Annotated in this window: 20 protein-coding genes; 10 read left to right on the top strand and 10 right to left on the bottom strand. The window is 69.7% G+C overall.

Annotated elements, in window-relative coordinates:
- Nucleotides 1-124: 124 nt before the first annotated feature.
- From HPY23_RS30320 to dprA, 4 genes are read left to right on the top strand one after another with little or no spacing between them, the layout of a single operon-like run.
- Entirely contained in the window at nucleotides 125-532 is a 408-nt protein-coding gene (locus tag HPY23_RS30320; RefSeq protein WP_091889002.1) for an endonuclease domain-containing protein, read from the top strand.
- Nucleotides 529-1,827, top strand: coding sequence for a dihydroorotase (locus HPY23_RS30315; RefSeq protein ID WP_091889000.1), 1,299 nt, complete (start codon nucleotides 529-531; stop codon nucleotides 1,825-1,827). Before HPY23_RS30320 ends, HPY23_RS30315 begins: the two co-directional genes overlap by 4 nt.
- Complete coding sequence (plsY, locus tag HPY23_RS30310) at nucleotides 1,824-2,423, top strand: glycerol-3-phosphate 1-O-acyltransferase PlsY (protein WP_091888998.1); 600 nt, start codon at nucleotides 1,824-1,826, stop codon at nucleotides 2,421-2,423. Before HPY23_RS30315 ends, plsY begins: the two co-directional genes overlap by 4 nt.
- Nucleotides 2,424-2,479: 56 nt before the next feature.
- On the top strand, nucleotides 2,480-3,667 hold the full coding sequence (gene dprA, locus HPY23_RS30305) for a DNA-processing protein DprA (RefSeq protein WP_091888996.1): 1,188 nt from the start codon (nucleotides 2,480-2,482) through the stop codon (nucleotides 3,665-3,667).
- Between the two features lie 387 nt (nucleotides 3,668-4,054).
- Here the strand turns inward: dprA and HPY23_RS30300 are convergent, their stop codons facing one another.
- Nucleotides 4,055-5,059, bottom strand: a complete 1,005-nt coding sequence (locus HPY23_RS30300; RefSeq protein WP_236017714.1) for a hypothetical protein — start codon at nucleotides 5,057-5,059, stop codon at nucleotides 4,055-4,057.
- A 310-nt stretch (nucleotides 5,060-5,369) separates the two neighbouring features.
- On the opposite strand from HPY23_RS30300, the gene HPY23_RS30295 reads away from it, so the two are divergent.
- Nucleotides 5,370-5,969, top strand: coding sequence for a superoxide dismutase (locus HPY23_RS30295; protein WP_060850279.1), 600 nt, complete (start codon nucleotides 5,370-5,372; stop codon nucleotides 5,967-5,969).
- 58 nt (nucleotides 5,970-6,027) lie between these two features.
- Here the strand turns inward: HPY23_RS30295 and HPY23_RS30290 are convergent, their stop codons facing one another.
- The gene (locus tag HPY23_RS30290) at nucleotides 6,028-6,870 is read right to left on the bottom strand and encodes a ChbG/HpnK family deacetylase (protein WP_091888995.1); all 843 of its coding nucleotides are present in this window, start codon (nucleotides 6,868-6,870) and stop codon (nucleotides 6,028-6,030) included.
- A gap of 102 nt (nucleotides 6,871-6,972) precedes the next feature.
- Between HPY23_RS30290 and HPY23_RS30285 the strand changes: the two genes are divergently transcribed.
- Both HPY23_RS30285 and murJ read left to right on the top strand, forming a co-directional pair.
- On the top strand, nucleotides 6,973-7,998 hold the full coding sequence (locus tag HPY23_RS30285) for a glycosyltransferase family 2 protein (protein ID WP_060850892.1): 1,026 nt from the start codon (nucleotides 6,973-6,975) through the stop codon (nucleotides 7,996-7,998).
- Nucleotides 7,999-8,038: 40 nt separating this feature from the next.
- The gene (gene murJ, locus HPY23_RS30280) at nucleotides 8,039-9,562 is read left to right on the top strand and encodes a murein biosynthesis integral membrane protein MurJ (RefSeq protein ID WP_091889081.1); all 1,524 of its coding nucleotides are present in this window, start codon (nucleotides 8,039-8,041) and stop codon (nucleotides 9,560-9,562) included.
- An 82-nt stretch (nucleotides 9,563-9,644) separates the two neighbouring features.
- Here the strand turns inward: murJ and HPY23_RS30275 are convergent, their stop codons facing one another.
- On the bottom strand, nucleotides 9,645-10,361 hold the full coding sequence (locus HPY23_RS30275; RefSeq protein WP_091888993.1) for a PhoH family protein: 717 nt from the start codon (nucleotides 10,359-10,361) through the stop codon (nucleotides 9,645-9,647).
- A 375-nt stretch (nucleotides 10,362-10,736) separates the two neighbouring features.
- Nucleotides 10,737-13,091 carry an ATP-dependent helicase gene (locus tag HPY23_RS30270; protein ID WP_091888991.1) on the bottom strand — a complete coding sequence of 785 codons (2,355 nt, stop codon included), beginning with the start codon at nucleotides 13,089-13,091 and terminating at the stop codon, nucleotides 10,737-10,739.
- 181 nt (nucleotides 13,092-13,272) lie between these two features.
- Here HPY23_RS30270 and HPY23_RS30265 point away from each other — a divergent pair, with 181 nt between their 5' ends.
- Nucleotides 13,273-13,524 (top strand): hypothetical protein, encoded by a 252-nt coding sequence (locus HPY23_RS30265; protein WP_091888989.1) that lies wholly within the window; start codon nucleotides 13,273-13,275, stop codon nucleotides 13,522-13,524.
- 18 nt (nucleotides 13,525-13,542) lie between these two features.
- Here the strand turns inward: HPY23_RS30265 and HPY23_RS30260 are convergent, their stop codons facing one another.
- Nucleotides 13,543-14,106, bottom strand: a complete 564-nt coding sequence (locus HPY23_RS30260) for a thioesterase family protein (protein WP_060850285.1) — start codon at nucleotides 14,104-14,106, stop codon at nucleotides 13,543-13,545.
- A 243-nt stretch (nucleotides 14,107-14,349) separates the two neighbouring features.
- Here HPY23_RS30260 and HPY23_RS30255 point away from each other — a divergent pair, with 243 nt between their 5' ends.
- A complete protein-coding gene (locus HPY23_RS30255) occupies nucleotides 14,350-15,768 on the top strand; it encodes an FAD-binding oxidoreductase (protein WP_060850286.1) in 1,419 nt (472 codons plus the stop codon).
- Between the two features lie 1,233 nt (nucleotides 15,769-17,001).
- Here the strand turns inward: HPY23_RS30255 and HPY23_RS30250 are convergent.
- Together HPY23_RS30250 and HPY23_RS30245 are read right to left on the bottom strand one after the other, a co-directional pair.
- Nucleotides 17,002-17,250: a hypothetical protein gene (locus HPY23_RS30250; RefSeq protein ID WP_091888985.1), complete on the bottom strand. Its 249-nt coding sequence runs from the start codon at nucleotides 17,248-17,250 to the stop codon at nucleotides 17,002-17,004.
- Nucleotides 17,251-17,405: 155 nt separating this feature from the next.
- Nucleotides 17,406-18,224, bottom strand: coding sequence for a transglutaminase-like domain-containing protein (locus tag HPY23_RS30245; protein ID WP_091888983.1), 819 nt, complete (start codon nucleotides 18,222-18,224; stop codon nucleotides 17,406-17,408).
- A gap of 345 nt (nucleotides 18,225-18,569) precedes the next feature.
- Between HPY23_RS30245 and HPY23_RS30240 the strand changes: the two genes are divergently transcribed.
- On the top strand, nucleotides 18,570-18,914 hold the full coding sequence (locus tag HPY23_RS30240) for a hypothetical protein (protein WP_139235008.1): 345 nt from the start codon (nucleotides 18,570-18,572) through the stop codon (nucleotides 18,912-18,914).
- Between the two features lie 505 nt (nucleotides 18,915-19,419).
- On the opposite strand, the gene HPY23_RS30235 is transcribed toward HPY23_RS30240, so the two are convergent.
- The 3 genes from HPY23_RS30235 to HPY23_RS30225 all read right to left on the bottom strand — a co-directional run bounded on the left by HPY23_RS30235 (nucleotide 19,420) and on the right by HPY23_RS30225 (nucleotide 20,657).
- Nucleotides 19,420-19,752, bottom strand: coding sequence for a hypothetical protein (locus HPY23_RS30235; RefSeq protein WP_091888980.1), 333 nt, complete (start codon nucleotides 19,750-19,752; stop codon nucleotides 19,420-19,422).
- A gap of 177 nt (nucleotides 19,753-19,929) precedes the next feature.
- Nucleotides 19,930-20,196, bottom strand: coding sequence for a hypothetical protein (locus tag HPY23_RS30230; RefSeq protein ID WP_091888978.1), 267 nt, complete (start codon nucleotides 20,194-20,196; stop codon nucleotides 19,930-19,932).
- A 2-nt stretch (nucleotides 20,197-20,198) separates the two neighbouring features.
- A complete protein-coding gene (locus tag HPY23_RS30225; protein ID WP_139235007.1) occupies nucleotides 20,199-20,657 on the bottom strand; it encodes a hypothetical protein in 459 nt (152 codons plus the stop codon).
- Nucleotides 20,658-21,123: the final 466 nt, after the last annotated feature.

The raw sequence follows: 21,123 nt of genomic DNA, 5'->3' as shown, positions 1-21,123 counted from the left end.
CGCCCCTCACCACGGTCGCGACTTCTCCGGAAGCGGCGTCCCCTCTCCCGCCCCGCATCCGCGGGGCACCCTCCCCCGCGGAGGGGGGAGGGGTCGAGGGCGGCGAGCTTAAGAGGAGAGGCGGGTGGAGCAGGAGAAGCGCAATCCGGTCCCCGACCGTCTCAGAGACTTCGCAAAGGATCGGCGCTCCCTTTCCACACGCACCGAAGCCCTGTTCTGGAGCCAAGTCCGCGCCGGCCGCCTCTCCGGCCACAAGTTCAAGCGGCAGGTCCCCATCACCCCCTACATCGTTGACTTCCTCTACCCTTCCGCCCGCCTGATCGTCGAACTCGACGGGGAGCCGCACGACACGGTCGAGCGCCGCAAGCGAGACGCTGCCCGGGATGCCTGGCTCCGCAGCCAATCTTTCGAGATCAGGCGGTTCACGAACGACGCCTTCCTCGGCAATCCCCAACTCGCGCTCGACACCATACTCGCCGTAGTCGAGCGACGCTCCTCTACGCCCCCGCACTCCGAGCGGCTTGATCCATGACCACACTCCTCCTCACCAACGCCCACCTGATCGACCCCGCGACCGGCCGCGAAGGCCCCGGCGCGGTGCTCGTCCGCGACGATCGCATCGCCGACATCCACTGGGGAACGCCCGCTTCCGTGCCCGAGGGCGCGGAAGTGATCGAGTGCGGTGGGCAGGTGCTGACCGCCGGTCTCGTCGATCTGCGCGCCTTCGTGGGCGAGCCCGGGGCCGAGCACCGCGAGACCCTGGCGAGCGCCAGCGCGGCGGCGGCCGCGGGCGGCGTCACCACCCTGGTCTGCATGCCCGACACCAACCCGCCGATCGACGAGCCGGCGATCGTCGACTTCGTGCTGCGGCGTGCCCGCGACACCGCCAGCATCCACGTGCTGCCCGCCGCCGCCATCACCAAGGGCCTCGCCGGCCAGGTGATGACCGAGTTCGGGCTTCTGACCGAGGCCGGCGCCGTCGCCTTCACGGACGGGCTCAAGGCGGTCACCAACGCCCAGGTGATGCGTCGCGCGCTGACCTACGCCCGCGATTTCGGCGTTCTGCTGATGCAGCACGTCGAGGAGCCGACGCTCGTCGGCGACGGGGTGATGAACGAGGGCGAGATGGCCTCGCGGCTGGGGCTCCACGGCATCCCGCGGGAGGCCGAGACGATCCTGCTCGAGCGCGACATCCGCCTCGTGCGCCTCACCGGCGGGCGCTACCACGCCGCGATGATCTCGTGCGCCGATTCGGTCGAGATCGTACGACGCGCCAAGGAGGCGGGACTTCCGGTCACCTGCGGCGTCTCGGTCAACAACCTGGTTCTGAACGAGAACGACATCGGCCATTACCGCACCTTCTGCAAGCTCTCGCCGCCGCTGCGGACCGAGCAGGACAGGCAGGCGGTGGTGGCGGCGTTGAACGAGGGCGTGATCGACGTGATCGTCTCCGATCACAACCCGCAGGACGTCGAGACCAAGCGCCTGCCCTTCGCCGAGGCCGCCGACGGGGCGCTCGGCATCGAGACGCTGCTCGCCGCCGCCCTCCGCCTGGTCCATGCCGGCGACGTCTCGCTGCCCCGCCTCCTCGCCGCCCTTTCGGCCGCGCCCTCGCGGGTGCTCGGGCGCGAGACCGGGCGCCTCGCGCCCGGCGCCCCCGCCGACCTCGTGCTGGTCGATCCGGACGCGCCCTACGTGCTCGACAAGCGCCGGCTGAAGTCGCGCTCGAAGAATTCGCCCTTCGACGAGGCGCGGCTGCAGGGCCAGGCCGCGCTGACCATGGTGGCCGGCCGCATCGTCCATCGCGGCGAGGAGACGGGCCGATGACGCCGGACTGGACCCAGATCGCCCTCTGGCTCGCCGTCGGCTACCTGTTCGGCGCGATTCCCTTCGGGCTGATCCTGACGCGCCTGGCCGGCCTCGGCGACGTGCGGGCGATCGGCTCGGGCAATATCGGCGCCACCAACGTGCTGCGCACCGGCCGCAAGGGGCTGGCGGCCGCGACGCTCGTCGGCGACGCGCTCAAGGGCACCGCCGCAGTGCTCCTCGCCGCGCGCCTCGGCGGACCGGACGCGGCACTCGCCGCCGGGCTCGGCGCGTTCCTCGGCCATCTCTTCCCGGTCTGGCTCGGCTTCAAGGGCGGCAAGGGTGTTGCCACCTTCATCGGCGTGTTGCTCGGTCTGTTTCCCCTCGGGGTCCTGGTCTTCGCCGCGGTCTGGCTCGGCCTCGCCTTCCTGCTGCGCTACTCCTCGGCCTCGGCGCTCGCGGCATCGGCCGCCACCCCGCTCGCCCTGTGGGCGTTCGGTCAGGGGCGCCTCGCGGTGCTGTTCTGCGTGCTCGCCCTGCTGCTATGGTGGAAGCACGCGCCCAATATCCGCCGCCTCGCCGCAGGCACGGAGGGGCGCATCGGCCAGAAGGGCTGAAGGTCTGACACCGACCCTCACCCAAGGTTCGATGGACCTTCGAGGGGAGTTGGGTCTTGCAGTTAAGCGACGCGCAGCGCCTCGACTGGCTCCGGCTGATCCGCTCCGAGGGGGTCGGCCCGCGCACCTTCCGGGGGCTGGTCAACCGCTTCGGCGGGGCGGGCGCCGCGCTCAAGGCCCTGCCGGACCTCGCCAAGGCCCGGGGCAAGCCGATCCGGGTCGCCACCAAGGCCGAGGCCGAGCGCGAGATCGCGGCGGCCGCCCGCCTCGGCGCCCGGTTCGTGGCGATGGGCGAGGCGGAGTACCCCCTGCCGCTCCAGGCCACGGCGGACGCGCCGCCGCTCATCGGCCTGCGCGGCGACGCCGCCTGCCTCAGGCGCCCCGCCGTCGCCATCGTCGGCTCGCGCAACGCGTCCGCCGCCGGCCTCACCTTCACCGAGCGGCTGTCGCACGCGCTCGGCCACGAGGGGCTGGTGATCGTCTCCGGATTGGCCCGCGGCGTCGATGCAAGGGCCCACAAGGCGACGCTCCAGAGCGGCACCGTCGCGGTGCTGGCCGGCGGACACGACCGGATCTATCCGTCCGAGCACGAGGAGTTGGTCGCGCGCATCCTCGATTCCGGAGGCGCGATCGTCGCCGAGATGCCGATGGGCTGGGAGCCGCGGGGGCGCGATTTCCCCCGCCGCAACCGCATCATCTCAGGGCTGTCCCTCGGCACGATCGTGGTCGAGGCGGCGCGCCGCTCCGGCTCGCTCATCACCGCCCGCTTCGCCCTCGAACAGGGCCGCGAGGTCTTCGCCGTGCCGGGCTCGCCCCTCGATCCGCGGGCCGAGGGCACCAACGACCTCATCCGCGACGGCGCCACGCTGTGCGCCGCGCCCGAGCACGTCATGGCGGTCCTGACGCCGCTGATCGGCGGGCCCGCGCCGGAGACCGGGGCCGAGGACGCGGCGGACCGGGCGGAACCGGCACTCTACTGGGACGAGATCGACTTCTCGGCGGAACCGGTCATCGCCATGGCGGCCGAGCCGGCACACCCGCCGTTCGAGGAAGGCCCGCCGCAGCCGGCTCCGCGCGACGACCGGACCATCCTGCTCGAACTGCTCGGCCCGTCGCCGGTCCCGGTCGACGCCCTGGCCCGGCAGGCCGGCTTGCCGGCGCGGGTCGCACAGAGCCTGCTGATGGAGCTAGAACTCGACGGGAAGATCTGGCGGCACCCCGGTGGGACGGTGTCGCTTCGGTGAGAAGGGCATCTCGCAGCGGTTGAGGCCTTGCAGATCCGGAGCGAAACGAACGGCTCGTCGGGATGTCGAACTGGCCGAGCTTCGCGATCGAGCATATTCCGATCGCGCCACCACCGATCGCAAGCCACAGGACGGCGGCGGGTGCGCGCTAAACAACGCAGACCCTCGCGGCCCGACCCATTCCCGGATCGCGTGCGACCCTCGCGTCGATCGTCGTGGATCAGGGGACGGCCTTCGGCCGAAGGTCGGGCTGCCGGCATGACGACGATCATGGCGACAGTCGTTGTGCAGGCGCGCCGGCGACAGGCCGATGCGGCAGGCCCCTGATCCTGCCGCATTCTTCAGGACGAACCGGCATCCGGTTCATCCCGGGAAATGCCGGCGCCGTCAGGCGCTGCGGGCCGCGCCCTCGCCGCCGGCGCTGCGGAACGCCTTCAGCTCTTCGATCGACGCGAAGTGGAAGCGCCCGGCCGGCGTCTCGGCGTCGATCGTGCCGTCGGCATACATCGTGTAGGTGTTGTCGCCGGCATCGTAGGTGCCGATCACCGTCTTGCCCGCCGGCTCCTCGGGGGCGTGCTCTGCGACCGCGGGCTCCTCGGCGACCGCAGTGTCATGAGGGCCGGCCGCGGGCTCGGGGACCGGAGCCGCGTCGGGGCTCGATGCGATCTCGGGCTGAGGCAATTCCGCGACGGTCGGGACGTCGACGACCGGCGGCGCCGGCTCGTGGTGCTCCGGGGGAGCGGGTTCCTGATAAGCGGACTCCTGGACCACGGAGTCTTGCCGCACGGGCTCGGCGGGGCCGACCTCCGAAGCCTGAGCGGTCTCGGCGGCCGATGGCGGCGCCTCGTGCGCAGCGGACTCCGGATGCGCGACCGGCGCTACGTGGAGCGCGGGCTCCCGGGGCATGGCGTCCGGCGCGGTCGGCTCGTGCGGCAGGATCGGGTCGGCGTCGTCGGCCCGCCGCAGGCGGAGTTCGCCCACCGCCAGCCCCACCGTGGCGGCCCCGGCCGCGAGGGCGGCGGCATGACCCGGTCCGGACGCGTGCGGCTCCTGCACGGCGGACGCATCCTGCGCCGGCAGCGGCATGGTCGGGATCGGCGGCATCACCGGCTCGCTGCGGGCCGGGCGGACCGGGGCGGGGGGCTCGGGGAAGGCCGGCGCCGCGGCGAGCGGCGCGGCCGCCCGGTCGGACCGCAGGGCGCGCTCGATGCGCCCGAGCCGGGCGACCACGGCCGCGAGGCCGAGCAGCACCGCGCCCCCGCTCGCCCCGACCGTGCCGGCGATCACCATGGTCCAGCCGACCTCGAGCCGGATGAACGGAATGCCCTGGACCATCGCGGCGAGGCCGCCGATCAGCATCAGGAGGGCGAGCACGGACAACGCAACGATCATCGGATTCTCGGAGGTGGCGGCACGAAGCGGGTCGATCCCGGCGGGCGATCGGGGACAGCCGGACGGTCGGCCGGGAGCCGTCGCCCCGCCCGCCCGCGCGATAGGCTTAAAGGTGCGGGCCGCATTTGCAAAATCGCCACGCTTGAACGGCCCTCTACGGCCTGCCCCGAGCCGCCAAAGGCCTGGACGGCGGCGCCGGGTTGGGCCGAGCGGCGTTGCCGCCGGCGCGAGGCCGACTTAGGTAGACGCGGGTGACGCGGCGGCTTCCCCGGGAAGCGCCGCGAGGACCCGAGCGATCCGGAGACACGCCATGGCCTTCACGCTGCCCGAACTTCCCTACGCCTACGACGCGCTGCAGCCCTACATGTCGAAGGAGACCCTGGAGTTCCACCACGACAAGCACCACAAGGCCTACGTCGACACCGGCAACAAGCTGCTCGAGGGCTCGGAGCTCGCCGGCAAGAGCGTCGAGGAGGTGGTGAAGGCCTCCTACGGCCAGAACCAGCCGCTGTTCAACAATGCCGGCCAGCACTACAACCACATCCACTTCTGGCAGTGGATGAAGCCCAACGGCGGCGGCGCCATCCCGGGCGCAATCGAGAAGAAGATCGCCGAGGACCTCGGCGGCACCGACAAGTTCAAGGCCGACTTCATCCAGGCCGGCGTGTCGCAGTTCGGCTCGGGCTGGGCCTGGCTCGCCGTGAAGAACGGCAAGCTCGAGATCATGAAGACCCCCAACGGCGAGAACCCGCTGGTGCACGGCGCCAAGCCGATCCTCGGCGTCGACGTGTGGGAGCACTCCTACTACATCGACTACCGCAACCGTCGTCCCGACTACCTCAAGGCGTTTATCGAGAACCTGGTGAACTGGGAGCACGTCGAGAAGATGTACGGCGAGGCGATCGCCTGATCGGCGCCTGATCGTCGAAAGTCGAGAGCCCCCTCCCCGCCCGGGCGAGGGGGCTTTTCTATGCCGCGGGGCCCGGCACGAGCCGCAGGCCCTCCCGCTCCAGGAACGCCGCGAAGCGGTCGGAGCCGAGATAGGCGAGTTCGCGCGGCCGGCTCGCCACCACGGGATCGAGGGCGCGCAGGGCCTCGTCGACCTCGCCCGGATGGCACATCACCACCGGGGCGGGCCCCAGCGCCCGGAAGCTCCGCTCGAAGGCGTCCGCGAACCCGTCGCCCTCGGCGAAGTCCGAGAAGCCGGAGAAGCCGCGATTGGTGGCGAACCCCGCCCGCCGGGCCGCCGCGCCAAAGCCGAGCCCGAGCCCCGCGACGACGGCCGCCTTGCGGGCCTGCGGGCGGGCCCGGATCGCCGCCGGACGATCGCCGGGATCGCGAAGCCAGCCGCGCCAGCGCCGCGCCGCAAGAGCCGCGAGCAGCGCGCCGCGCACGCCGGGCAGGACGTGGACGTGCTGGTGCCCGTCGATGAAATCCGGCAGCCGGCCCATCGCCTGCGCGAAGGCGTCGAGCTGGCGCTCGATCTCGCCGCGGATCTCGGATGTCGGCAGGCGGCCCGACAGGCTCGCGAACAGGATCCGGCCGAGCGGCGGCAGGCGCCCGTGCCGCGCGACGCGCGGCATCGCGCCGAGGGGCGCCCCCGCCGTCAGGGTGAGATGGAGGCCGAGGCCGACCGTGCCGGCGAGCTCCCGCAGCGGCGGAGCGTCCGTGCGGAAGGCCGGGATGTTGGTCATCGACCCGGTGGCTGATATGCGGCCCTCCCGCGCCAGCTCGAGGATGCCCCGGCTGACGCCCGGGCTCAGGCCGTAATCGTCGGCGCAGAGCACGACCGGGCGCCGTTCAGGAAGCATGGCTTAGATCTCGCGCATGAGCCGCCGGTGCCCTGCACCGGCCCGATGACCGATCGCCGCCGGCTCGCGCCGCGGCGCGACACCGAAACGAGGGACAGCACCGTGGAGCTGTTCGCACACCCCGCGCCGGTCGACCTGAGCGTCGTCATACCGGTCTTCAACGAAAGCGCCAACGTCGCCCCGCTGCTCGCGCGCCTCACGCCGGTGCTGGAGCGGCTGACGCCGGCCTGGGAGGTGGTGTTCGTCGACGACGGCAGCCACGACGACACCGCCGCCGTGGTGGCGGCCCACCACGCCGCGGAGCCCCGCATCGGCGCGGTCTCGTTCAGCCGCAACTTCGGCAAGGAGATCGCCATCGCGGCCGGGCTCGACCATGCCGAGGGCCGCGCCGTGGTGATCATGGATGCCGACCTGCAGCACCCGCCCGAGCTGATCGCGGCCTTCTGGGAGCGCTGGCGCGAGGGCAACGTGATGGTCTACGCCCAGCGCACCGACCGCGACGACGAGAGCGCGATGCGGCGCGGTTTCGCCCGGCTGTTCTACCGGCTCTTCGCCCGCTTCGGCGAGATGCCGCTGCCGGAGGGCGCCGGCGACTTCCGGCTCATCGACCGCAAGGGCGTCGAGGTGCTGCGCTCGCTGCCCGAGCGGGCCCGGTTCTCGAAGGGCCTGTATTCCTGGATCGGCTTCCGCTCGGTCGGGGTGCCCTACCAGGTCGAGGAGCGCCAGCACGGCAGCTCGAAATGGAGCTTCCGCAAGCTCTTCCGCTTCGCCTTCGACGGCATCACCTCGTTCTCGACCGTGCCGCTGCGGGTCTGGACCTATCTCGGCGGCACGATCGCCGCCGTGGCGCTGCTGGCCGCGCTCTACTTCGTCGCCGACACGCTGCTGCGCGGGCCGGACGTGCCGGGCTACGCCTCGCTGATCGTCTCGGTGATGTTCTTCTCCGGCGTGCAGCTGATGTCGCTCGGCATCATCGGCGAGTATATCGGCCGCATCTTCGCCGAGGTGAAGCGACGCCCGCTCTACGTCGTGGCCGAGCGCATCGGCCCGGCGGCGGTCGGCCACGACCGCCTGGTCCGCGACGATCGCCGCGGCGAGCGGCGCGCCCGGTATTCCGGCGCCGTGTGAGCCCCGCGCGCAACCGCCACGCTGTGCTATGGAGCACGGCATGATTCGCAGCATCCTCTCGGTCGGCGGCTGGACGCTGGTCTCCCGCGCCACCGGCTTCCTGCGCGACGTGGTCATGGCCGCCGTGATGGGCGCCGGACCGGTCGCCGACGCCTTCGTGGTGGCCTTCCGGCTGCCGAACCACTTCCGCGCCATCTTCGGCGAGGGAGCGTTCAACGTCGCCTTCGTGCCGACCTACGCGGCGCTGGACGCGGAGGCCGGGGCCGCGCGCGCCTTCGCCGACCGGGTCTTCACCCTGATGCTGCTGGTGCAGGTGGCGCTGCTGGCGCTCGCCCTGCCGCTGATGCCGGTGATCGTGCGGGCGCTGGCGCCCGGCTTCGCCGACGAGCCGGAGAAATTCGCGCTCGCGGTGACGCTCACCCGCATCACCTTCCCGTACCTCCTGTTCATCACCCTGGTGACGCTGCTGTCGGGCATCCTGAACGCCCGACGGCGCTTCGCCGCCGCCGCGGCGGCCCCGGTGCTGCTCAACGTCTCGCTGCTGGCCGCGCTCGCCCTCGCCTTCCTGTTCCCGAATGCCGGCACCGCCGCCGCCTGGGGCGTCGCGGTGTCGGGCGTGCTGCAATTCCTGCTGGTCTGGGCCGATGCGCGCCGGGCCGGGCTCGCCCCGTCGCTGGTGCGCCCGACCCTGCGCGATGCCGGGATGCGCCGGTTCTTCCGGATGCTGGGACCGGCGGTGATCGGCTCGGCCGGCGTGCAGATCGCGATGTTCGCCGACACGATCATCGCCTCGTTCCTGCCGACCGGAGCGGTCTCGGCGCTCTACTACGCCGACCGGCTCTACCAGCTGCCCTTCGGGGTGATCGGCATCGCCGCCGGCACGGTGCTGCTGCCGGAGATGAGCCGGCGCATCGCCGCGGGCGACCAGGACGGGGCGCATGCGGCGCAGAACCGCGCTACCGGGTTCTCGCTCGCCCTCTCGGCGCCGTTCGCGGTGGCGTTCCTGCTGGTGCCCGACCTGATCATGACCGCGCTGTTCCAGCGCGGCGCCTTCGACGCGGAGGCGGCGGCCCGCTCCGGCGCGGTCCTGGCCGCCTACGGGCTGGCGCTGCCGGCGGCGGTGCTCATCCGCAGCATCGTGGCGAGCTTCTACGCCCGCCAGGACAGCCGCACGCCGGTCGTCGCCTCGCTCACCGCGGTCGCGGTCAATGTCGGCCTGAAGGTGATGCTGACGGGACCGCTGGGGGTGATGGGCCTCGCGCTCGCCACCGCCGCCGGGGTCTGGGTCAACGTGCTGATTCTGTTCTGCCTCGCCTACGGCCGCGGCTGGACCGCGCCGAGCCGGACCCTGATCGTCACCGCCGGCGGGGTGCTGGCGGCCTGCGTCGTGCTCGCCGGCTGCACGCTCGGCGGCCTGCCACTCATCGACGGACTGATGCCGGCGCTGCCGCGCTTTCGCGACCTCGCGGTGCTGTCCGCGCTCGGCGCCGCCGGGCTCGTCGCCTACGCGGCGACGCTGCTCGTGGCGCTGCGGCTGTTCGGGGTGCGGCTGAAGCGGGTCTGAGCGACACGGCCGTCGCCCCGCGGGCTCATGTGGGCAGCCTACCCGCCCGGTCCTGACGACCGGACGGGCTTGGCCTTCCGGGTCAGACGCGGGCTTCCTCGAAGGCCCGCACCCACTCGGCGCAGATGCCGGAGCGCACGATGTCGTCGAGGCCGAACTCCACGATCGGGATCGGCATCATCCGGCTCTTCACCAGGTGGATCACGGTGCGCAGGCCCGAGGTCTCGCGCAGGTCGGTCTGCGAGACGTCGCCGTTGATGATGACCTGGGTGTCGTCGCCGATCCGGGTCAGGAACATCTTGATCTCGGACGGGGTGGTGTTCTGGGCCTCGTCGAGGATCACCAGGCAGTTCTTGAAGGTGCGGCCGCGCATCACCTCGAAGGGCACGACCTCGATGTCGCCGGCCTTCACGGCGATCTCGAAGGCGCCCTCGCCCATGCGCTCCTTCATGGTCTCGGTGAGGGGAGCGACCCAGGGGGCGATCTTCTCCTCGATGCTGCCGGGGAAGAAGCCGAGGGAGCGGCCGGAGGGCACGTTCGGCCGGGTGATGACCACCTTGGCGACCCGGCGCTGACGCAACAGGTCGGCGGCGCGGGTGCCGGCGATGTAGGTCTTGCCGGTCCCGGCGGGGCCGAGGACGATGACTTGCGGGTGGGAACCAAGGGCGTCGAGATATTCGGCCTGGCGGGCCGTCATCGGCTGGATCGGTGGCGGGTTGCGCTCTTCCTCGAAGCGAGTGCGGTGCACTCGGATCGGGCGGTCATCAACCAGTTCAAGTCGTGCGCGTCGTCTCTTCACGGATCAACACTCCCACTGGACTTGCGGTGCCGATTATCGTGTGCCCTCTCGTGTCCCTGATCTCCTGCGTTGTTCTGATGGCTTCAAGCCTCGGGAGGCCGCAACGGTTCCGGACGGGGTTGACGCAGGCGGTGGACAAGTCCGCCTGTTTCGACCGTCAGGGTAAGCAGACGATGATGAACGAGCAATTGTCGCGCCGCACCATGCCGTTGCGAAACGGCACGGGGCCGGTACGGAACGGCAAATTGTGATGAAAACCACACAGCGGCGCGGAGGCCGGGACGGTCGATGCGGATCGATGCGATCCGCGGGCCGGTCGAGGTCGCCACCTGATCGCCGCTCCCGGTTGGCCCCGAAGCACTTGTCCCGCCGGCTTCAGGCCAGCTGGACGAAGCTGTCGAGCACCATCTTTCGGCCGGCCTTGTCGAAGTCAACGGTGAGCTTGTTGCCATCGACCGCCGCCACCGAGCCCGGCCCGAATTTGGTGTGGAAGATCCGCGCCCCGGCCTCGAAGGCGGACGGCGTGCCGGTGGATTTCGCCACCAGCGTCCCCTCGATCTGCTGCGGCCCGCGCCGGCCGGGCGAGGTGCTGCGCCCTCCCCCGCCGAACCCGCCCTGGCCGTAGCGGTCCTGGCCGGCGGTCTGGGCCTGCGCCCGCTGCCAGCCCGGGGTGGAGTAAGACGAGCCGAAGGCCGGCGCCTGGCGGTCGAAGCGCGACGGTCCCTGCGAGAAGCTTGCCGGCGCGTCGCGCACCTCGACGCTCGCCTCGGGCAATTCGTCGATGAAGCGGCTCGGCACGGTCGAGGACCACAGGCCGTGGATGCGGCGGTTGACCGCGAACGAGATTTTGGCCCGCTTGCGCGCCCGGGTGAGGCCGACATGGGCGAGGCGGCGCTCTTCCTCCAGGCCGGCGCGTCCGCTCTCGTCGAGGGCGCGCTGGTTCGGCATCAGCCCGTGCTCCCAGCCGGGCAGGAAGACGGTGTCGAACTCGAGCCCCTTCGCCGCGTGCAGCGTCATCAGGCTCACCCGGTCGCCGCCCTCGGCCTCGTTGACGTCCATCACCAGCGAGACGTGCTCGAGGAAGCCGGCGAGGTCCGGGAACTCCTCCATCGAGCGCACCAGCTCCTTCAGGTTCTCGAGCCGCCCGGCGGCGTCGGCGGTGCGCTCCTTCTGCCACATCTCGGTGTAGCCGGATTCCTCCAGGATCGTCTGGGCCACCTCGGTGTGCGGCTGGTCCTCCAGGAGCTTGGCCCAGCGGGAGAAGCTCTGGCACAGGGCGCGCACGGTCGAGCGGGGCTTGGGCTTCAGCTCCTCGGTCTCGCTCATCATCCGGGCCGCCTGAAGCAGCGGCACGTTGGCCCGGCGCGCCAGGCCGTGCAGGGCCTGGAGGGTCGCGTCGCCCAGGCCGCGCTTGGGCGTATTGAAGATCCGCTCGAAGGCGAGGTCGTCGGAGCCGTTGGCGACGATGCGCAGATAGGCGAGCGCGTCGCGGATCTCGGCCCGCTCGTAGAAGCGCGGGCCGCCGACGACGCGGTAGGGCAGCCCGAGCTGGACGAAGCGGTCCTCGATCTCGCGCATCTGGGCCGAGATCCGCACCAGCACGGCGATCTCCGACAGCTTGTGGCCCTTGGCCTGCAAACTCTCGATCTCCTCGCAGACGAGGCGCGCTTCCTCTTCCGAATCCCAGGCGCCGGTGACCGTGACCTTCTCGCCCTCCGGGCTGTCGGTGCGCAGGGTCTTGCCCAGCCGCCCCTCGTTGTGGGCGATCAAGACGGACGCCGCAGCCAGGATGTGGCCGGTCGAGCGGTAGTTGTTCTCCAGCCGCACCACCAGGGCACCCGGAAAATCGTGCTCGAAGCGCAGGATGTTGTCGACCTCGGCGCCGCGCCAGCCGTAGATCGACTGGTCGTCGTCGCCGACGCAGGCGACGTTGCGGTGCCCCTGCGCCAGGAGCCGCAGCCAGAGATACTGGGCGACGTTGGTGTCCTGGTACTCGTCGACCAGGATGTAGCGAAAGCGCTGCTGGTAGTTGGTGAGGATGTCCGGGTTCTCCCGCCACAGCTTCAGGCACAGCAGCAGCAGGTCGCCGAAATCGACCGCGTTGAGCGACTTCAGCCGCTCCTGGTAGGCGGCGTAGAGCGCCCCGCCCTTGCCGAAGCCGAAGGCCGAGGCCTCGCCCGCCGGCACCTGCTCGGGCCCGAGGCCGCGGTTCTTCCAGCCGTCGATCGTGCCGGCGAGGCTGCGGGCCGGCCAGCGCTTCTCGTCGAGGTCGGCCGCCGCGATCACCTGCTTGAGGAGCCGCAACTGGTCGTCGGTGCCGAGAATCGTGAAGTCGGAGCGCAGGCCGACGAGTTCGGCGTGGCGGCGCAGGATCTTGGTGCCGATGGCGTGGAAGGTGCCGAGCCACGGCATCCCCTCGCCGGCCGCGCCGATCAGCGCGCCGATGCGCTCCTTCATCTCCCGGGCGGCCTTGTTGGTGAAGGTCACCGACAGGATGTCGAAGGGCCGGGCGCGGCCGGTGGCGATCAGGTGGGCGATCCGCGTGGTCAGCACCCGGGTCTTGCCGGTGCCGGCGCCGGCCAGCACCAGGATCGGCCCGTCCGTCACCTCGACGGCGCGGCGCTGCTCCGGGTTCAGCCCGTCGAGGTAGGAGACGCCCTGGGGCACCACCGCGGCGCGGGCGCGGGCGGAGATCGAGGTGGAGCCGGTCCCGGCGATATCGCGAGTCATGCCGGCATCACTGGACCAAAACGCGAACGGCGTCGAGGGTGCGGGACGCATGGGAGCCGGATGCCGGCGGGTCTCCGCGGGAACCCGGAACCTTGCGGGGAGGAACCTTGCAGCGAGGAACCTTGCAGGAGGCGCCGCGTCGTCCCCACCTGACAGGTCTCGTCCGCGGAAAAGGTCCCCGATGCGCGCCAACAGCCTCCTGATCCTCGCCGCCGCGCTGGCGGCGCCCCTCCCGGCCCTGGCGCAGAACCAGGCCCCGGTGAACCGCGCCCAGCAGCGGGTCGAGGGGATCAACCGCTCGATCGAGAGCAGCGGCGAGATCCGCGGCATCCAGCAGCAGAACCGCTTCGAGACCAACCAGCTCCAGGGCCAGATCCAGCGCCAGCAGAGCCTGCCTCCGGCGCCCCTGCCCCCGCTCGGCGTGCGGCGCTGAGCCGGCGTCCGTCCGGCGTCAGTGACGAACCCGGGCGCCGGCGGCCGCGAAGGCCATGGTGTCCGGCCGGTGGTGGCCGCGGGCCGGGATGCCGATCACCCGGCCGAGATCGTCGGGCCGCGGCAGCCGCGCATGCGAGCCGAGCATGACCGCGAGATTGGCCTGGATGTCCTCCGGAAACGGCGCCACGCGCCGCGTCTCCGGATCGACGTGAAGGGAGAGATTCTCCGACGAGGCGGCCACCCAGCCCTCGGTCGCGTGGCGGATCTCGGAGTAGAAGTGCAGCCGCTTCTCGTCGAAGGCGATGAGCTGCAGCGTGACCCGGATCGGGTCGTCGAGCACCAGTTCGCGGCGGTAGCGCACGTGCACCTCGGCCGCGAAGGTCGTGCCGCGCCCGCTCTCCATGTAGTCCGGCCCGAGGCCGACAACGCCGAACGCCTCGTCCACCGCCCGGTCGAACAGGACATGATAATACGCCATGTTGAGGTGGCCGTTGTAGTCGATCCATCCCGGCTCGATCACCATCGTGGACGACACGAACGGCGCGAAGAAGAAGATCGAGGCGGGGCGGTCGTCTGCCATTGTGGGGCTCCCGATGGCGCACGCGGGATGACAAGGGCGCCCAGGCACGTACCATGCTCGGGCCCGGGATGCACCCCCGCCTGCCTTGCACCTTGGGGCAAGGAGCCACCCTCGCAGCGCACTTCTCCGTGACCGGTCCGGCGGATATGCCGGGGGGATCCGGCCTGCTAGGGTGGCCGGCGCAAGGCCGGGACGCACTTTCCCCACGGCGCCCGCCAGTCCGTTTCGGGAGTCGACACCGCCATGAACGCCCTGAGCCCCACCCCGTCGCGCGAGCGCCCGAGCTCCGAGACCGTCGAGGCGGTGATCCGCGAGCTGACCGCGCAGTTCGGCAACCGCGTCGTCACCTCGCAGGCGGTGCGCGAGCAGCATGCCAGCACCCTGACCTGGGTCGCCAACCAGCCGCCGGACGCGGTGGTCTACGCCCTGAGCACGGAGGACGTGCAGGCGGTCGTGCGGGTCTGCGCGGCGCATAAGATGCCGGTCGTCGCCTTCGGCACCGGCACGTCGCTGGAAGGCCACGTCAACGCGCCGTACGGCGGCATCTCGATCGACATGAACGGGATGAACAAGGTCCTGGCGGTCCATGCCGAGGACCTGGACTGCGTGGTCCAGCCCGGCGTCACCCGCAAGGCGGTGAACGAGCACCTGCGCGACCAGGGCCTGTTCTTCCCGATCGACCCCGGCGCCGACGCCTCGCTGGGTGGCATGGCGGCCACCCGGGCATCGGGCACCAACGCGGTGCGCTACGGCACGATGAAGGACAACGTCCTGTCGCTCACCGCCGTGATGCCGAACGGCGACATCGTCCGCACCAGCCCGCGGGCGCGCAAGACCTCGGCCGGCTACGACCTGACCCGGCTGATGGTCGGCTCGGAGGGGACCTTCGGCATCATCACCGAGCTGACCCTCAAGCTCGCCGGCATCCCGGAGGCGATCTCCGCCGGCGTCTGCCCCTTCCCGAGCATCAAGGCGGCCTGCGACGCCGTCATCGTGACGATCCAGTCCGGCCTGCCGGTGGCCCGCATCGAGCTCCTCGACGAGGTCCAGGTCGCGGCCTGCAACGCCTACTCGAAGCTCACCCTGCCGGAGACCCCGCTCCTGCTGGTCGAGTTCCACGGCACCGACGCCAGCGTGCGCGAGCAGGCCGAGCGCTTCGGCGAGATCGCCGCCGAGTTCGGCGGCGGGCCCTACGAGTGGGCGACCAAGGCGGAGGAGCGCACCCGCCTCTGGCAGGCCCGCCACGACGTCTACTGGGCGGCGGTCGGCATGCGGCCGGGCGCCAAGGTCATCGCCACCGACGTCTGCGTGCCGATCTCGCGGCTCGCCGAATGCGTCGACGAGACCAAGCGCGACATCCTCGAATGCGGCATCACGGCGCCGATCGCCGGCCATGTCGGCGACGGCAACTTCCACACCGCGCCGCTGGTGATGATGGACGACCCCGACGAGATCGCCCGGGTCTCCGGCTTCATCGAGCGCCTGGTCGCCCGCGCCGTCGCCATGGAGGGCACCTGCACCGGCGAGCACGGCATCGGCCAGAAGAAGATGCACTTCATGGAACTCGAGCACGGGCCCGAGGCGCTGAACCTGATGCGGGTGCTGAAGCGGGCGATCGACCCGGACAACATCATGAATCCGGGCAAGGTGGTGGCGGTGTAGGCCGCTTCGACCTCTCGCTCTCGTACAACCCTCCAGTGCGGCGTGTTCCACGCGCCGCGCGCAACTTGGCGCAGGGAAGCGCGCAATGTTCTGCTCCGCCGCGCAGGGCTTGCAAACCGCACTGGAGAAGCGGATGCGCCTCACCGCGCGACCCGGGTTGCGATCCGGGTTCCACCTCGTCGCGGCGTCACGGTCCGGACCGGGATCGCCGCGATCGGCAAACACCGCGAGCGCCTTCGCGCGACCGAGGCCGACCGGACCGCGATCCTCGTCCGCATCGTCCGGGCCTATCCCGACTGGCGGCTATGACCTCGTCGACCACTGGTGCGAGACCGTCCTCATCGAACTCCGGGCTGCCGCCTACCCGGAGCCGCCGTGCTCACCGGTCGGCGAGGTCTAGGCCGCTCGGGTTCTGAAACGACTCCGGGAATCGGGGGCGGAACCAGCCGGGAAGCACGCCTGAGGCTGGCATCACTCGAACGAAAGATCCCCGGGCAAGGTGTGGATCGACGCCGAAGTGGGACCCCGGGCTGGATGAGGAACAAGCCATCGAAGCGAAATCGGAAGTCTCGCTCAAGGCGGGGTCCCGATCCGCACCGATGTGAAACCCGCTTGGAGACAACTTTCTGGTCTACGAACAATGATTTAGACAAAATTCTTCGTGGGGGCTGCGTCGGTTCCGATACACACTTGGGGCCGGTGGAGACCGCCGCCCGGCACGGCAGCGGTTCTTCCGGTCCCTCGTGGGTGCTCGCGAACGGTATGTCGGGAGTACCGAAGAACGCGGCATACGCCGGGTGAGGGTGCTAGGATCATCCCCGGAGATTCCATGGACGACCGTCCGGCGGTCAGCCACCCGAGGTCAGGACGCTCCGAGGGTCTGCAAGCGACCCTGCCCGGCTCGTTCGCACGGCGACGGATGCCGGAGGAAGGGCGAGCACACGAATTCGTCCGGCGATCATGCCGCGGAGATCCCGCGGGTCCTGACCTGCCGCCAAGCCGCTACGGCGGCTCGTCGGGCCTCGTACGCCATACGCTGCGGCGTCCCCGGCTCACCCCTGCCGAGGGGGCCGTAGCCGTGCAACAGGACGCCGTCGGGCCCATGCAGCCGCTGCACCTCCGCCCGCCACGCGCGATCGGCGAGGGCCAGTCGGTGCTCGGTCTCCACCAGGCGCTGCGCGTTCATCGCGACGCTCGTTGCGGGCACTCCTGAGGCGGACACTCCCGGGGTGGTCATGGCGCCGCGAGCCGCTTGGTGTTCGCCGCCACGTGCTCGCGGTAGCGGGCGACCACCGTCTCGGGCGACCCGCCGGACGAGAGCGTCACCATCGCCTCGCCGGCCGCCGAGATTTTCTCCGTCACCATGGACTGAGCCTCAGCCCACCCGTCGGGACCGCCCCAGGCCAGTCGAACCATTCGCAGCTCGACGACCTTCTGGGCTTCGATCGCGAGCATCATCGAGGACAGCAACAGGTTGATCATGTCTCGCTCCGCACCGCGGCAGATGCGGCACGGCGTCAACCCGCCGCGAGGGAGGATTGATCCGGCCCCGAAACGCAGCGCAGCCCTGCAAGCCGCCCCGTGACCAAGGGGCGACCCGCGCGAGCCCGCGAACCGAATGGCAGGGCCGGAGCGTCTCATGCCGTGAGCGGCGTCGCCTCCTCGGTCGTCACCCGGAAATCCACGAGGGTGTTCGGCCCGAACGTGAGCGTCAGGGGCACGTCGGCGGCGTCGCGTCCGTAGGCGATCAGGATTCTGCCGATACGCGAGCTGTTGTTGCGCGGATCGAAGGTGTGCCAGCGGCCGCCCAGAAAGACCTCCATCCAGGCCGCGAAATCTCCCGGAGCATGCGGCAACGGCAGACCGATGTCGCTGACGTAACCGGTGCAGTAGCGAGCCGGGATGTTGAGGCAGCGGCAGAACGCGATCGCGAGATGGGCGTAGTCGCGACAGACACCGCGACGTTCCTCGAAGGCCTCCAGCGCCGTGCGGGTGGGCCGGGAGTGCTCGTAGCCGAAGGCGATGCGATCGTGAACGTAGTCGCAGATCGCTTGCACCCGTGCCCATCCCGGCGCCATGGCGCCGAACAGGTCCCAGGCGGTCTGCGACAGGCGATCTGTCTCGCAGTACCGGCTCCCGAGCAGGTAGAGCAGCGTGTCGACGGGCAGGCTGCGCACCTCCTCCTGCCGTGCGACCGTGTCGGTCATGTCCCCGTTGCCGTGATCGCGGACGACCGTGTCGGTCTTGAGCGTGAAGCGCCCGGCCGGCGCGACGAGCCGGTTGCACCAGTTCCCGAACGTGTCCCGATAGCCTTCCAGGGGCACGGCCGGCACCGTCAGCAGATAATCCGGTCGCTCAAGATCGGAGAACCGCGACGCGTGGACGTTGAGCATCGTGACGACCGGCGTGTCCTGCACGAAGTCGTAGGTCATTTCACAGCCGACGTGGATGCGCATCGCGTGTCTCCAGGGGGACGGCAGGGTCGTGCTCTCCCTGAACGCGAGTCGGCTCGCGTCTTCGGTTCACATGGCTGCACTCGAACGATCCATGACACGAATGGGCGATCTGTACAGCACGAACAAAGAGCTTTTCCGTTCGCCGGACCGGAGCGCGATCATCGAAACGACAACTGCCCCCCGGCGGGGCAGCGGTCGGTCGCTCCCTCCCATCGCGGCATTCGCGGTGGTGGCAGGCATTTGGGCGTCGTGGTTGCCACGGGCTTGAACCCGCAACGGCGTCGGAATCCAGCCAGCACCTTTCATGTCAAAATATGATAGAGTGACTTTTTAGAAGGTCTCTCGATGAACCGCCAAAATAATGCAGTGGTGTTTCTGGCCACGCTGATCTGCGCGACTGTTCTCTCCGGCACTTGGTCGAGCGCCGGCGCGCGCCCGGCAGGAGCCGGGATCGGTTCCGGGCGCTCCACCGAGCGATCCGTCGATGGAGCCGCTTCCAAGGTCAGATTGGATCCCGCGAAAATCGAAGACCGCGCGAGAAAAAGAAGGGAGGCCGATCGCAGGCGCGACGAGCGCATGAACAAGCTCGGTGCCTCGATCTGCACGGGCTGCGGCGGTCCCGTCATTCCCTTTGACCCGAGCGGAGGCGATCCGAGCATCAACGGCAGATCGAAACCGCAAAGGCGCTGAATGCTCGATCGGAGTTCGTCATCGTGTGCGCTGCCGGACGAGAGGCGGGCGGAAACCATGACGACACGCCATTGGCTTCGCGCGATGGATCGGCACCGATGGTCCTTAGCCGCTCGAGCGAGATCAGGTGCCAAGCCCGTATAGCGATCGAGGAGCGGGATGTCCCCGCTCGCCGACGCGCCGCTTCGTGAGACCGAGGCGAACTTCGGACCATCGCTGCATGGGTTCGATGTCGCAGCCCGGATGGCAGCGTGACGGCCACGCCCACCTCCGGCTCGAAAGCCGGCTATCGGGTATCGGACGCCTGTCGCCGCCACGGGACGGCAAGGCATTCAGCCGGTCGTTCGGGCCCGGACGGGCTACCGTTTCACACCGGGCTTGCCGCTCGCGACGACTTGGCCCTTCGTGCTCGGTGCCGCCGCAATGACTTTCGGGGTTTCCTTCTTCGGCTTCTTGGCTTCACGGTTTCCACGAGTTCGATCGCTCGTCATCTGGACTTCTCCGGTCAGATATTGGGAGTTTGCGAGTCTCGCGCCTCGGGCTTGGTCGGCCCCGACAGACGCGCGAAGTCGGACAACACGGCGGCGACCATGCCCTGCAAGCGAGGATCATCGCAGGAGAACGTCGCGGCGAATCTTTCCAGCAGATACCTCGCCTTGTCGGCGGCCTCCGGCCATGACGTCGCCTCGGCCGCGAACAGGTGGGCTTCCAGGTCGTGCTGGCGCGCGACGAGGCCGGCACGTTGCGCTTTCACCGCAGCTCGCCTGCGGCGCACCTTCGTCGCCTTCTGGGCGGCCATGCCGCGCCGCTCGTCCAGCTCGATCGGACGATCCGTCATCCAGCCAACCCTCTGTGCTGCGTTGCCGGCTCTTCGCCGTCGGGATGCGAACGCGGGTGCTCCGAGGGACCCTCCCGGACCGCGGCCGACGGAGCCGGCGGAAGGAGGTCATGGCCTCGACACCTTGATATGCGGGGCACTGGACCCACGCACGTACGTTCCTTGCGCGAACGAGGTTCAGGGACCAGGAGTGGCCATGGCTGCCGGCAACGACACCAAAGAATTCGGGTCACGAGTGGAGTTCGTGCCGATACCGCTCAGCAAGCGCTCAATCAGCATCGTCGCTTCATGGATCTGCATTGCCGCGCCTCTGATCGTCTCGAGGCTGGCTCGCCCAGGCTCGTCGGCACTCCACCAGCGACCATTGTCGATGGCTTGAAGCAGGCGGCCGATCCGTCTGTGATCCCGCTCGATTTGCTCGATAATCTCAGCACCGTAGGGCACGACTATCTCCTGGAATGAAACGACAGTGAAATGTGCTGCCAAAGTCGCACCGTACGATCATAGGATTTTTTGCCGACAGCATAAGAGCGATCATAACCGCGACGGTTTCCGTGCAGGCGTGCCAGTTTCAGCCGGCCGACGATCCTGTCGAGACGCCGCTCCTCGCGTGCAATCCTCGACAAGATTTCGCGTGCGCGATCGCAAAACACATCCTTGGATTCGACTGTGGTCGTTCCGTTCGCACTCGGCAGTGCTCCTGCACCTGATCCTTCTGACGTGCGACGATGCAGTTCGGCCCAGGCATTCAGGTAGCGCAGGAGCCTGATGTGATCGCGTTCCTCAAGCGACTGTTCGATGCGCCAGCCGAGCAAACGGAGCCGCAGGTTGACGATGACGGCACGCAAGGTCGATCGACCGTAATCTGGGGAATGCTTTCGGCGAGAAGGAAAGTCGGTGGGCATGGCGCCCTCCGGTGCAGTCCTGGCCCATCGCCACGACACCCATACGTATATGGCGTGCGGTGAGCGGATAGCAACTCAAATCCGAAAATACTTAAAAAATCACGGTGCGGCCAGTGAAGCTGTAGGCCATGAGAATTTTTCTTACCCTACGGCTGCTGGTCATCGAAAATGAGCAATTATGTACGTCGACGATCGCGCTTCTCCAGTGAGCCCAGGACGCTATCGGCGCGCCAAGCGCGTTCGAGCGGACTCCGCTCGCCGCCGTGCCGACGGGCATGAGATCGCTCAAGGTCGGCGACGACGCGAACGAACTCCGCTGCATTCGTAGGGAAATAGCATACTGGGATTGGGATTGCCCGTAAGCGCTCGGTGAAGGCCGCCTTGTGGCTGTAGTGCTTTGCTCTGGATACAGGTGCTGGCGCCAGATGGCGCTGTATCGGCCCTGTGTCTGGACCTATGACCAACT

This window comes from Methylobacterium ajmalii, from assembly GCF_016613415.1.
GTDB classification, from domain to species: domain Bacteria; phylum Pseudomonadota; class Alphaproteobacteria; order Rhizobiales; family Beijerinckiaceae; genus Methylobacterium; species Methylobacterium ajmalii.
This window is presented reverse-complemented; position numbering and strand designations above follow the sequence as displayed.

What these genes read in the sequence shown, in the direction of transcription:
- HPY23_RS30260 (WP_060850285.1), bottom strand. Translation starts at nt 14,106, where the DNA reads ATGGCAGACGACCGCCCCGCCTCGATCTTCTTCTTCGCGCCGTTCGTG.
- plsY (WP_091888998.1), top strand. Translation starts at nt 1,824, where the DNA reads ATGACGCCGGACTGGACCCAGATCGCCCTCTGGCTCGCCGTCGGCTAC.
- HPY23_RS30235 (WP_091888980.1), bottom strand. Translation starts at nt 19,752, where the DNA reads ATGACGGATCGTCCGATCGAGCTGGACGAGCGGCGCGGCATGGCCGCC.
- HPY23_RS30225 (WP_139235007.1), bottom strand. Translation starts at nt 20,657, where the DNA reads ATGCCCACCGACTTTCCTTCTCGCCGAAAGCATTCCCCAGATTACGGT.
- HPY23_RS30270 (WP_091888991.1), bottom strand. Translation starts at nt 13,091, where the DNA reads ATGACTCGCGATATCGCCGGGACCGGCTCCACCTCGATCTCCGCCCGC.
- HPY23_RS30240 (WP_139235008.1), top strand. Translation starts at nt 18,570, where the DNA reads ATGAACCGCCAAAATAATGCAGTGGTGTTTCTGGCCACGCTGATCTGC.
- HPY23_RS30255 (WP_060850286.1), top strand. Translation starts at nt 14,350, where the DNA reads ATGAACGCCCTGAGCCCCACCCCGTCGCGCGAGCGCCCGAGCTCCGAG.
- murJ (WP_091889081.1), top strand. Translation starts at nt 8,039, where the DNA reads ATGATTCGCAGCATCCTCTCGGTCGGCGGCTGGACGCTGGTCTCCCGC.
- HPY23_RS30300 (WP_236017714.1), bottom strand. Translation starts at nt 5,059, where the DNA reads ATGATCGTTGCGTTGTCCGTGCTCGCCCTCCTGATGCTGATCGGCGGC.
- HPY23_RS30265 (WP_091888989.1), top strand. Translation starts at nt 13,273, where the DNA reads ATGCGCGCCAACAGCCTCCTGATCCTCGCCGCCGCGCTGGCGGCGCCC.
- HPY23_RS30250 (WP_091888985.1), bottom strand. Translation starts at nt 17,250, where the DNA reads ATGATCAACCTGTTGCTGTCCTCGATGATGCTCGCGATCGAAGCCCAG.
- HPY23_RS30290 (WP_091888995.1), bottom strand. Translation starts at nt 6,870, where the DNA reads ATGCTTCCTGAACGGCGCCCGGTCGTGCTCTGCGCCGACGATTACGGC.
- HPY23_RS30295 (WP_060850279.1), top strand. Translation starts at nt 5,370, where the DNA reads ATGGCCTTCACGCTGCCCGAACTTCCCTACGCCTACGACGCGCTGCAG.
- HPY23_RS30315 (WP_091889000.1), top strand. Translation starts at nt 529, where the DNA reads ATGACCACACTCCTCCTCACCAACGCCCACCTGATCGACCCCGCGACC.
- HPY23_RS30245 (WP_091888983.1), bottom strand. Translation starts at nt 18,224, where the DNA reads ATGCGCATCCACGTCGGCTGTGAAATGACCTACGACTTCGTGCAGGAC.